The following is a 12,019-nucleotide window of genomic DNA, read 5'->3' as shown; positions in this document are numbered from 1 at the left end:
CTCACGCGTCGGTGTCTGACACCGCCACCTCATCAGCGATCCGCGAGAGCACCTCGGCGAGGATGCGCGGTCGGGAGAGGAACGGCGAGTGTCCGCCCGGCAGCTCGAGGACCTCGGCGCCGACCCTCTCGTGTGAAACGCGCCGCGACCAGTCGGGCCGCACCAGCTGATCGCCCGCACAAATGATGGACGTCGCGGCGACAGCGGGGAACTGCTCCAGCGGGAATCGTTCACGGTACGGTGTCCACGCTTGACGGCGAAGCCGCGAAACCGATTCCTCGGCAACGCGATCGGGGCAGTCTTGGTAGAAGGCGCGTCGCGCGAGACCGGGATCGGTCCAGGATCGGCACCCCTCGGAATCCAAGCCGCTGAGCCCGGACTGGTAGGTGCCGTCCACCATGTCACCGCCCTGGATCTGCTCGGTGAGGCTGTGCCCGGGTTCCGGAATCAACGCACACAGGTAGACCAGTCGACGAACAGGGATGTGGTCGGCCACGAGTGGAATCGTGCTGCCGCCCAGGGAATGACCGACCAGAATGACATCGTCACCACCGACTCCCTCGAGGGCCGTGCCGACGATCGCGGCATAGGTTTCGAGGGTGGCGGCCGGCTGATCGACCGGCAGATCCGGTGCGACGACCCGATGGCCACGCCGGATCAGCTCAGGAGTGAGAAGCCCCCAGCACCATGCTCCGTGCCAGGCCCCGTGCACCAGAGCGAAGGTCGCCACGAATTGAGAGTAGAACCAGCGGGGCTGAATTGGCGCTCACGCGCTTACGCGCCGCGGCTGGCCTGTTCGACCGAAAGTTCATGCGCCAACAACTCCGCGAACGTGAAAGTCCCCGTCGGCCGGTCGTTCTTGCCCAGCAGGTACAACCGCTTGACGGCGGCCAGGATGCCCTCGGCGATCGCGTCACGGGTGTGGGTGGACAGCAGCAGGCCCCGATCGTGGGGATTGGTGATGTAGCCGATGTCGACCTGAACGGTGGGCATCCGGGTCAGCCGCAGCAGATCCCAGGTCCGGCCGTGGGACCGGCAGTCGCGTAACCCGGTGCGGGCCACCACTTCCCGCTGGATGAAGTCGGCAAGATTGCGGCCGATGGTCGACACCGAACCGTGTGAATTCCCGAAGTGGAACGAGGCCACCCCGTTGGCGGAGGGGGAGCGCTGGCTCTCACACCGCAGGCTGATCATCAGATCGGCGCCGACCCGGTTGGCGGTGGCGGCACGTTCGGGATCCAGCGGGCTGCGATTGGCCGGCCTCGAGATGAACGTCTCCATGCCGATCGCTGTCATCCGGCCTTCCAGCCGACTTGCCAAGTCCCACAGGATGTCTGCTTCGCTGATCGGGCCGTCGGGCCCGTGCATGATCATGCCGTGGTCTGCTCCGCCGCGGCCCGGATCGATGATGACGTGCTTACCCGACAGCTGCGGGCCGGAGCGGCGTACCAGCTCCTCTTCCCGGATCGCGTGCGGCGACCCGCCGGTCACCCGCGAACCCAGGAAGTACAACGAGCGCAACGTTTCCGGTCCACAGATACCGTCGGGGTACAGCCCGTACTCCCGCTGGTACGAGGACAGCGCATTGTGGGTCTGCAGACCGAAATGCCCGTCGACCATGCCGGTATAGAAACCGAGGTCCTGCAGACGGGCCTGCAGGGTGGCGACGTCGTCTCCGTACATGGGCGCACCGAACTGATGGGTCAGCGTGCGTGCACCGAGCCGGTAGGAGGCCTCGCGTAGGGCGCGATACGTGGCCTCCCCGACGATTCCGTCCACCAGCAGGCCACGATGCTGCTGAAACGCCCGGACGGCGCTGTCGAGCTCGTCGTCGAACGCGTCGAGAGCAACATGCCTACCGGTGCTCAGGTCGGCGTCAGGGTTGTCCATCAGACCTAACGCCGCCAACGCTGCCCGGATCTCGGTGACTGCTCCGCCACGGTCACCGCGACGCAGACTCGACATTCGGCCCCTCCATGCTGGTTTCCGGCCGTCTGCCGGACTAGCTGCCCAGCATTGTCTCAGATTTCGGCCACATACCGGAAAACGCCAGGCGTATCCGGGGTGTGCGTGATGTCAGAGTGCGTCGGCGAGTTCCCGCAGCAGCGCGGCCTTGCCCTTGGCGCCGACGATGCGCTTGACCGGTGCGCCGTCCTTGAAAAGGATCAGCGTCGGGATCGACACCACCTGGAAATCACGGGCGGTGGCCGGGTTGGCGTCGACGTCGATCTTGGCGACACGCAACTCGCCCGCCTTCTCGCCGGCGATCTCCTCGAGCACCGGGGCCACCATCTTGCACGGCCCGCACCAGGTGGCCCAGAAATCCACCAGCACCGGTGTGCTGCTGGTCAGGACGTCGTCGGAGAACGAATCGTCTGTCACCGTTACTGTTGCGCTGTCCGCACTCATGGAGCTCTCCTGTCAGGTCGAAATCTATTGGGGGTCAGTCGTTCTCGGCGAGCCAACGCTCGGTGTCGATGGCCGCCGAACAGCCGCTGCCCGCAGCGGTGATGGCCTGGCGGTAGGTGTGGTCGACGAGGTCGCCCGCGGCGAACACGCCGTCGAGGGTGGTGGCGGTGGTACGGCCGACGACCTCCACGTAGCCCTCGTCGTCGAGATCGATCTGGCCGCGCACCAGTTCCGAACGGGGATCGTGGCCGATCGCCACGAACACACCGGTGACGTCGAGCTTGGACTCTTCGCCGGTGACCGTGTCACGCAGTCGCACGCCCGTCACCTTCGGATCGCCCTCGATCTGGGTGATCTCGGTGTTGGTCAGGAAGGTGATCTTCTCGTTGGCGCGGGCCCGCTCCAGCATGATCTTGGAGGCGCGGAACTCGTCGCGGCGGTGGATCAGGGTGACCGAGCGGGCGAACCGGGTGAGGAACGTCGCTTCCTCCATCGCCGAATCGCCACCGCCGACCACGATGATGTCCTCGTCGCGGAAGAAGAAGCCGTCGCAGGTGGCGCAGGTGCTCACACCCATACCGGTCAACGCTTCCTCGCCGGGCACGCCCAGATGGCGCGCAGCGGCACCCATCGCCAGGATCACCGACCGGGCCTGGTGGGTCTCGTCGCCGACGGTGACCGATTTCACCGGGCCGGTCAGGTCGACGGCGTCGACGTCCTCCATGCGCAGATCCGCACCGAAGCGCAGGGCCTGCTCGCGCATCTCGTCCATCAATTCGGGGCCGGTGATGCCTTCGCGGAATCCCGGGTAGTTCTCCACTTCGGTGGTGGTCATCAACGCGCCGCCGAACTGCGTGCCCTCGAACACCAGCGGCTTGAGCTGGGCGCGGGCAGCGTAGATGGCTGCGGTGTATCCGGCGGGGCCGGAACCGATGATGATGACGTCGTGAACCGTCGCTGAGGTGGACATGTAGGCCTTTCTGCCGTACTCGGCACGGGTTGCAACGTCAGCCTAGGCCGGATGTGTTCCCAGGTGAGTTCGTAGGACAGACTACGGACGTTTCACCGGGCGTTTCACCACGGTCTGGGCCAATGTCCCGGCGTGTTCAGCGTCGCAGTTCGCCGGGAGCACCAGGGCCACGACGGAGTCGGTCGTGTCGGGTGGTCTGGGCGGCACCAGGACCAGCACGCCGGGCTGAGCGGCCACCTCCAGGGGCCGGGCACCGAGCACCGTCACGCCGGAGGGATAGCCCAGCGCGGTCAGGCAGGCGGTCCGGCGTTGCGGGTCGGTCAGCGGTCCCAGATCGGGCGGGACCGACAACAGCCCCTGGATCTGGGGTTCGGACAGACCGATCTCGCTGCGCGGCGGTGACACGGTGATCTTGCCCAGGCTGGTCATGGTCGAGCGGGCCTGACCGCCCGGGTGTGTCAGTACGGCTCCGCCCACCACGGCGGCCAGCACGGCCGCACCCGCTCCGGTCACGGCGGCGATCAGCTTCCAGCGTCTCGCGGACGGCTTCGGCGGGGCGGGCTCGGTCCGCAGCGCCTCGGACAGCCGGGCACTGACCTCTGCGGGCACCGGGGCAGCGGAGTCGGAATCCGCACCGAGTTCGCGTAGGTCGCGGCGCACCCGATCGAGGGCGGCCAGGGTGTGCCTGGCCTCGGGGCCGGCCAGGGGGTCGCTGCGCACGCGCCTGCGGACGTCCGCGGCGGTGGCGTCGTCGAGCAGCCCGGCCTGCAGATCAGCCAGCAGCTCAGCAGGAATCGGGCCGTCCGACGGCACTCGGGGCGTGCTGCCGTTCATCGGCTTCAAAATACTGGAGTAGGCGGGCCAGCTTGTGTCTGGCGCGGGCGCACCGGCTCTTCACGGTGCCCTCCGCCACCCCGAGCAGCAGCGCCGTCTCGGCCACCGAGTAGCCCTGCATGTCGACCGCGACCACCGCGGCGCGCTGCTCGAGCGGCAGCTGCATCAGGGCCCGCTCCACCACGATCGCGGTGGCCACCCGGGGAGCCGGGTCGCCCGCGGGGTCGCGGAGGTGAACCAGGTGGCCGAGTTCGTACTGGGACGCGGTGGGCTGGTTGCGCGACCGGCGCACGCGGTCCAGGCAGGCGTTGACCACGATCCGGTACAGCCAGCTGCTGACCGCCGAGTCGTGGCGGAACGAAGCGGCGGTGCGATGTGCCGACAACAGCGCGTCCTGCACGGCGTCGTCGGCGTCCTCGTGGTGACGGCTGGTCAGGAAGGCCAAGCGGCGCAACTGGCGGTGGTGCCGGTGGACCAGTTCCTCGAACGCGTAGCGGTCCCCGGCGACATGGGCGGCCAGCAGTTCGGCGTCCGAGCGCACGGCCGCGTCGTGCCCCCGCGGCTGCTCTGTGCCCGGCTTGCCGGTCCCCCCGAACCTTCCCACACGCTGAACTTAAACGCTGTCCGGTGCTGCCCCGGACACTTGTTTGCCTGGCTGGTTATAACGCCAGGTCAACGTCCTATCCGGGCTGGGGATGACGGTTCAGGAAGCCGCTTTGACGGTGACTTCGGAGATGTCGGTGCGGCTCTTGCCGTCCACGGTGCCCAGCGTCGAGATCCACACCAGAACGTAGGAGGTGGACGACGCCTTGTTCACCGAGATGGTGTTGGAGCCGGGCTTCAGCGGTGTCGCCGGGCTCAGTTCGGTGGTGTCCGACAGTGACGACGGCGTGGCGGACTGGGCCGAGCGGATCTGCACCGAGGTGCCGGTGCTCGTCACGTTGAGGGTGACCGAACCGACGACGGTCGGCTGCGGCAACTGCAGCATCAGGCCGACGCCGTTCTTGAACCCGGGGAACGGGGCGGGATCGGAATACGTGTCGGTGGACCACGCCGTGCTGGTGTTGCCGTCGATGGCCTGCCCGGCCGTAGCCGGTGAATCGGCCTCGCCTTCGGGCGAGAACACGGTGGCCCGAACGGGTTTCACCGTGCTGCCGGTGGCCGCCGATGAGTTGTCCTGGGTGTCCTCGCTGTTCGACGACGGGGCGTTGAGGCCGAGCTCGTCCCGGTTGAGGCCCCCGCCGACGTCGCCGAAGATGCTGTTGAGGACGGACGCCATCACGATCAGGGCGACCAGGATGATGCCGGCGGCCACGCTGATCCCGATGATCAGGCCCTTGCGGCGCCGGGCTTCGGAGGCTTCGTGTTCCTCGGGCGTCTCGTGAGCGCGGACCGGAGCGGCGACCGGAGCGGGGGTCTCCTCGACCGACCCCAACAGCTCTGTCCGATCGGCGATCGCGGTGGCCTGCTGTAACAGGTTCAAAAGGGTTGGAGCACTGCGGATCCCACCACCGGGCTGGACGGCACGAGCGGCCGCCGCGGAGATCTGGAACGGGATGTCGCGGTCGATGGCGCGCGGTTCGACCGGCTGTCCGGCCTGGTCCAGTGCGGCGGGTTCCAGGCTGCTGCGGGCCCCGGACTCCGGCAGCGGCCAGCGGTTGACCAGCAGCGCGTAGAGCGCGGCCCCGATGCCACGGATGTCGTCGTCGGGGGTGGCGTCGGGCATGGTGGCCGGGAAGGCCAGCGCCACATCGCCTTCGATGCTGACGCGCACCCGGCTCGGGTGATCGATCGACAGGGCGACCCCGGCACGGTGGGCGGCCTCGGCGGCAGCGGCCAGCGACTGGATGGCCCGGGCCCCGCCGATCGGCGACGGCGAGGTGTCGGCCACCTCGGCCAGCGAACCACCGCGAATCCACTCGGAGACGATCAGGCCGCCTGATCCGCTGTGGGCCACGTCGAGCACCCGGGCGATACCGGGAACGTCGATGCGGCTGAGTTTGAGTGTGCGCGAAAGGATTTCCTGCACCTGAGCGTCGGACATGGTGGCGTCCGGGTCGACGAAGGTCAGCGCGACCTGGCGGTCCAGCGCGGTGTCCAGAGCCTGCCAGAACTGCAGGTGCGGCGGTCCGCCGTGGAACACGAGAAGTCGGTAGCGACCTTCGGCGATGGTCGCGCCGGGGATGAGGTGCACATCGTCGTCCGCCGATTCCAGCGCGGCGTCGTGCGGCGGGGCGAACGAGATCGGTTCACGGGTCGGGTCACCGCCGTAGTCGGTGATGGGCCGCGTCGTCCCGTTGGTCCGGCTGCCGGCGGAGTCGCCGGATCCGGTGCCTTCTGCCGACGCAGTGGCTGCTGCCGGCGCCTCCGGGGGGACGTCCGGCTGGAACTCGTCGGCGGCCGGACGCGGCAACTTCGTCGTATCGGTGGTCATCCCAGAACTCGACGCGGAGTTCGGTGCCGGGCCGTCCGCAGATTCGTCGGTCACCGGTGATCCTTTCCACATCCCCACCCCGGCAACACCTGCCGGAGTCCCGCCTCCGGCGGCTGCCGGGCTCGACGGCCACCCGCTGGGAGAAGAATTCCTCTGATCAGGGTACGTGACGGGCGCTGCAGGATGAGGCCCGACGGGCGGCGCAATTGTTTGCACGGCTACCTGTCCGGCCTTGGGCAGCGACGCGACATGCCCTCGCCCGAGCCGTCGGCGGACCATGTTCAGCGCCGCATGGGCCTCGGGCACCCGGGCCGCGAGCATCACGCCGGCGATGATCGGGACCATGATCACACCGAGTGCGACCAGGCGCAGCAACGAACCCGCGGCACCGGCATGCTCGGTCAGCGAGTCCAGCCCCAGCAGCCGGTCGGCGGCGTGGGCCACCAGGCTCGCGACCAACGACGCCGCGATGGTCACCAGAATCGTGCGGATCACCGCGTCGCGCAGCAGCCGTCCGCCCCGCGGTCGCAGGTTGGCCTTCAGCAGTACATAGCCGACCAGGGCCCCGGCCACGTAGCCGAGGCCGTTGGCCAGGCCCAGGTAGCCGGCCACCATGTTGGGGTTGTCGGTCAGGTGGGGCGTGGCGATCGAAGCGACGATCTTGACGGTCGTGATCACCACGACGATGACGATCGGTGTCCAAGGCCGCTCCCGCGCGTAGAACACCCGCAGCTGCAGCAGGACCAGCGCGTAGGGGATCAGGGTGAAGGCCGACAGCGTGATCGCCATGCCGAGATAGCCGGCGTCGCTGGCGCTGAAGTTGCCGTAGGAGAACAGTGCGCTGCCGATGGCGGGTCCGCCGACCGTCATCATCGCCACGATCGGGATGAGCGTCACCATCGTCAGCCGGGTGGCCAGGGACAGATCGTCGAGGACGGCGGGGACGTCGTCGGCCGCCGCGTTGCGGCTCAGGCGCGGCATCACCACCGTCAGCACCGTGACGCCGATCATGCCGAACGGCAGCATCAGCACCAGCCACGTGTAGTTGTAGATGGCCGGGCCCGAGGCGGCCGCGGTGCTGGCGATCTGGTTCCCGACGATCAAGCCGATCTGGCTGATCAGGACGTAGAGGACCATCGCGGCGGCCATGGTGCCGAACTTCTTGAGCCGGTCGTCGATGCCCCACAGCGGCCGCAGGCTGACCCGTTCGGCGCGGATCGCCGCGAACAACACCGCGGCCTGCGCCACCACGCCCAGCGTGGTCCCGATGCCCAGCACCAGCAGCTTGGCCGTGCCCATCTCGACCGGGTCGATGGAGAGCTCACCGGGCACCAGGACGAAGACGCCCAGGGTCACGATCGCCACCATGTTGTTGACCACGGGAGCCCACGCCGGGGGACCGAACACGTTGCGGGTGTTGAGGATTGCCATGAACACCGACGACAGGCCGTAGAACAGCACCTGAGGCAACAGCAGGTAGGCGAAGGCTGTGGTCAGCGGGTTGTTCACCTGGGGATCGCTGCCGAGCATGAGCCGCACCAGCAGGGGCGCGCACAGCACCGAGAGCACGGTGGTGACCAGCAGCAGCGTGGTGGCCAGGGTCACCAGCCGCCGGACGAAGTCGGTGCCGCCGTCGGCGTCGTCGCGTTCGGCCCGGGCCAGTACCGGCACGAAGATCGCGGTGAAGGTGGCTTCGAGCACCAGCGCGGCGACCATGTTGGGCAGCTGGTTGGCGACCGAGAACGCACTCGTCAGGGGTCCGCCGAGCAGCGCCATCAGCAGGACGAACCGGAGGAACCCGGTGATGCGCGAGATCAGCGTGGCGAAGGCCATGCCCCACGACCGGGACACCACCGCGGCGTCGGACAGCTCGGCGCGCCCGGCCGGCCGGGACGGGCCCGTCGCATGCGGAATCCTCGGCGGGCCCGGCGGGCGGGCCGTGTGCTGGATGGGCGGGGCCGGCGGCCGGGTCCCGGGTTGGTCGGGCGGGATCATCAGGGTCGATCCGGACTGGGTTCGGGCGCCGGTGGGGAAGCCGGTGTCGAGGAAGTGTGCGCAGGGGGCGCTGCGGCGTCGGCGTCGTTGTTGAACGCCATCGCGACGTCGAGCGGGTCGGGATGTTCGCCCGGCGGGATGAGGTCCGCGCGGTCGGGCTGGCCGCGGAAGCGGTGCCACAACCGGCGACCGGCCAGTGCCACGAGTACCGCCCCGGCCGACAGCGTGATGAAGAACAGCACCTTGCCGTAGGCGTTGGAATGCACCGACAACCGCACGGGCTCACCGAGGGTCAGGCCGTCCGTGGTCTGCAAGCTCACGTCGACGGCCACCCGCTGGGTGAAGTGCACTTCGATCGGCACCCGCAGCGGCAGGTAACCGGGCGGCAGCTCGATCTCGCCCATGTCGGTGACGGTCATGCCGGGCGGTGCATCGACGTGCAGCCGCACCCGCACCGGCACCGGGAGGTCGTTACGCAGGGCCAGCGGCAGCGGGCTGCGCTCGGTGGCCAGCGTGTACGCGCCACCGGGGTTGACGATTCTCACCGCGCCGAACATGTCGTTCACGCTGCGGCTGACGGTCTGCAACCGCTGTTCGGCCAGCCCCTCGCGGGCCTCCGGCGGCACGGACTGGCTCAGCGCCCGCAGCATGTCCTCCCGCAGCGGCGCGGTGTACTGCAGGCCCGTCAGCCCGGTGCGCTCGTCGGTGGTCAGCGCGGCGGTGAGCCCCCACAGCCGGCTGATCACCGCCGCGATGCCGGCGTCGATGTTCTCGTCGATGTTGCTGCGCGGGTTGCCGACAGAATCCGGAGGTGCGGGCGCGACGGGTTCGGGTGGCAGGGCATTGCTCTCGGCGATCACCGCGGGCAGCGGGCGCGGGACGGCCAGCCCGGCGTGGATCGTGGTGGCCACCGTCGTCAGGATGGCCTGCGCGTCGTCGGCGTCCAGCGACCACACCAGCGGCGGCATCAGGATCTGGGTCCGGGGCTGCTCGCCCGGGGTGAGCCCGCGCCACAGGAGGGCACCCAGCGCGTCCTGGCGCCGTGCGGTCTGCGAGTCGTGCCGCACCGGGATCTCCAGTGACGGGTCCAGGTAGGACGGCACGACGGGATCGGTCCCGGCACCCGCCAGCGCGGCACCGACGGCCGGATCGAATCCCGCGGCCACGACCTCCGGCCGATAGCGCAGCGGCGTGACGTCGGCGGTCTCGGGAGCGCCGGTCTCGGAATCCTGGGCGGTGATGTGCGCGGCCGAGATGGCGACGGTCTGGCCCTGGGCGGCCAGCAGGTCCAGCGCCGGACGGGTGAGCGGACCGTCGCCCATGAGGCTGGCACCCCGGATCGAGGCGACGCCCAGAATCTGGTCGACGATGTCACCGGCACCGTTGGTGGCGATTCCGCTCAATCCGGGATCGCCGACCCGCTGCAGTGCGGTCAGATCGGCCTGCGCGTAGTTGGTGGGCGCCACGCAGAGCCGCCCGGCCAGGCCGCGCAGTCGATTCAGCCAGCCGACGGCGGCCTCCTGGCCGGCTCCGGGGCGCGTCGGGGTGCCGGGACCGGCGTCGGGTCCGTCGTTGACGACGTAGCCGCCGGTCATCGCGTTGACGGTGACCAGCAGATCGGGGTCGACGGCAAGGCACAGGGTAGCCCGCATCTGGCCGCCCGAATCGACGGTCGGTCCGGTGGCGAAGTCGGCGGCCGACAGCAACGTGTCGAGCCGTCCGCCGGGGGCCAGCGAGGCGGCGAGGCTGTCGTCGACCAACCGCACCGGTGTGGTGCCACCCGGGGCGCCGGGGGCCAGCCGTGGCCGGTCGGCCAGGGGCCAGAGCATGGTCATGCGCACCGGCTGGGACGTGTCCGGCGGCACCACCGAATTGAGGGTGTCGGCGGCCGACATCGACTCGGAGCCGTTGTCCGCGGGCCCGTCCGGGGGCACGCCGAGGACCGGCAGCAGGAAGCGCGCGTCGTCGAGTTTCGCGGGGGCGCCGTAATCGGGCGTGCCGTTGACGTTGATCAGTACGGGGTAGACGCCGGGTTCGGTGATGTGCAGCGACCCGGCACCTTCGGAGCGCAGGGGATAGGACAGTGTGAACGGCACCGACTGGCCGCGCTGCATCTCCGGTGCCAATGTGACGAAGTCGGCCACCGGCTCGAACCGGTCGACGTCCCCGGTGAGGTCGGTGCGCAGCTGACTGGAGGAGGTGACCGCCTGCGCGTGCTCCATGCGGATGTCGACGTCGCGGACCGGCCGGTCACCGACGTTGAGCACGGCCCCGCTGACCGTCATCACCGATTCACTCGTGGTGGTGACGACGTTGGGGGTGACCCGGTCGATCCGGATCTGCAGGAACGGCAGGGCGCCGGGTTCGCTTGCGCCCGCCCGGGGCAGGAGCACGGGCAACGCGGCGGTGGACCACACCGAGAACAACAACACCACCGCCACAAGCACCACTGTGTGCGCCAGGAGGGAGACCCCTCGGCGCACCGCCGGGGCGGCGGTCACGGTCCCTGTCCGCATCCGTTCGTGCGCCGGCGGGGCTGGGGTTGCGCAGGGTCGTCGCGGCGGTGATTGCGGGCGTGCGAATGGGTCTGGGGGCGTCGCCGGGGCGCGCTGCGGGGCAGTGGCGGCAAGGAGCCGGGGCCGTCGGTGTGCAGCTTGTCGATGAGCTCCCCGGCCACCTCGGCGAGCTTGCGCTCGTCGGCGTAGGCCAGCCGGGCCGGCAGATCGCGCAGCGGGACCCAGGCGACCTCGGTCACCTCGACGTCGTCGTCGGACAGCTCGCCGCCCTGGAAGCGCAGGAGATAGTGGTGCACGGTCTTGTGAACCCGGCGCCCTTCGGTGACGAACCAGTAGTCGATGCTGCCGAGCGCGGCCAGCACGTCGCCGCGGATCCCGGTCTCTTCGGCGACCTCGCGGATCGCGGTCTGCTCGGCCGTCTCACCGAGTTCGATGTGGCCCTTGGGCAGTGACCACAGCATCCGGCCGCGCCGATCGACCCGGCCGATCAGTGCTGCCACCTGGGTGTCCTTGGGGCCGTCGATGCCGTCGATGACGAGGCCGCCGGCCGAGGTCTCGTGAACGGTGCGTAGCCGTTCGGTCGGACGGCGTGGCCTCGACTTGTGCTGCTTGGACTGGTCACGCGGGGTCGGGGCGGGATTTGCGGTGCCGACGGGAGCTTCGGCGGGACCATCGGTGTGACGAGCGTCATCATTACCCTGGTCGCCGGCGGGCGGGCCTGCCGCCCTTTGTGCACGACGACGACCACGACGCCGGCTGCGGCGCCGTCGTGGTTTGGCCTGTTCGCCGTCCGACACCCAAGCGATAGTAGCTGCCATGGGGTTGGCCTCCTGCCGCACTCGCCGGTTGTGACCACACCGC

At 69.5% G+C, this 12,019-nt stretch carries 9 protein-coding genes; all 9 read right to left on the bottom strand.

Annotation, left to right across the window (positions count from 1 at the left end):
* Position 1: 1 nt before the first annotated feature.
* Positions 2–730, bottom strand: coding sequence for an alpha/beta fold hydrolase (locus TX88_RS02120; RefSeq protein WP_044514301.1), 729 nt, complete (start codon positions 728–730; stop codon positions 2–4).
* Positions 731–774: 44 nt separating this feature from the next.
* Positions 775–1,965, bottom strand: a complete 1,191-nt coding sequence (locus TX88_RS02115) for an N-acetylmuramoyl-L-alanine amidase (RefSeq protein WP_044514299.1) — start codon at positions 1,963–1,965, stop codon at positions 775–777.
* A gap of 111 nt (positions 1,966–2,076) precedes the next feature.
* Complete coding sequence (gene trxA, locus TX88_RS02110) at positions 2,077–2,409, bottom strand: thioredoxin (RefSeq protein ID WP_003883337.1); 333 nt, start codon at positions 2,407–2,409, stop codon at positions 2,077–2,079.
* Between the two features lie 34 nt (positions 2,410–2,443).
* Positions 2,444–3,379 carry a thioredoxin-disulfide reductase gene (gene trxB / locus TX88_RS02105; protein WP_044514295.1) on the bottom strand — a complete coding sequence of 312 codons (936 nt, stop codon included), beginning with the start codon at positions 3,377–3,379 and terminating at the stop codon, positions 2,444–2,446.
* Between the two features lie 81 nt (positions 3,380–3,460).
* Positions 3,461–4,213, bottom strand: a complete 753-nt coding sequence (locus TX88_RS02100) for an RsmA family anti-sigma factor (protein ID WP_044514294.1) — start codon at positions 4,211–4,213, stop codon at positions 3,461–3,463.
* Positions 4,164–4,817, bottom strand: coding sequence for an RNA polymerase sigma factor SigM (gene sigM, locus TX88_RS02095; RefSeq protein ID WP_409365842.1), 654 nt, complete (start codon positions 4,815–4,817; stop codon positions 4,164–4,166). The genes TX88_RS02100 and sigM overlap by 50 nt, the downstream gene beginning before the upstream one ends.
* Positions 4,818–4,916: 99 nt before the next feature.
* Positions 4,917–8,642, bottom strand: a complete 3,726-nt coding sequence (murJ, locus tag TX88_RS02090; protein WP_044514292.1) for a murein biosynthesis integral membrane protein MurJ — start codon at positions 8,640–8,642, stop codon at positions 4,917–4,919.
* Positions 8,642–11,143 carry a DUF6049 family protein gene (locus TX88_RS02085; protein ID WP_044514290.1) on the bottom strand — a complete coding sequence of 834 codons (2,502 nt, stop codon included), beginning with the start codon at positions 11,141–11,143 and terminating at the stop codon, positions 8,642–8,644. The genes murJ and TX88_RS02085 overlap by 1 nt, the downstream gene beginning before the upstream one ends.
* A complete protein-coding gene (locus TX88_RS02080; protein WP_110917871.1) occupies positions 11,140–11,955 on the bottom strand; it encodes an NUDIX hydrolase in 816 nt (271 codons plus the stop codon). The genes TX88_RS02085 and TX88_RS02080 overlap by 4 nt, the downstream gene beginning before the upstream one ends.
* Positions 11,956–12,019 lie beyond the last annotated feature (64 nt).

Origin of the sequence: Mycolicibacterium septicum DSM 44393 (assembly GCF_000455325.1) — a bacterium.
GTDB classification, from domain to species: Bacteria; Actinomycetota; Actinomycetes; order Mycobacteriales; family Mycobacteriaceae; genus Mycobacterium; species Mycobacterium septicum.
This window is presented reverse-complemented; position numbering and strand designations above follow the sequence as displayed.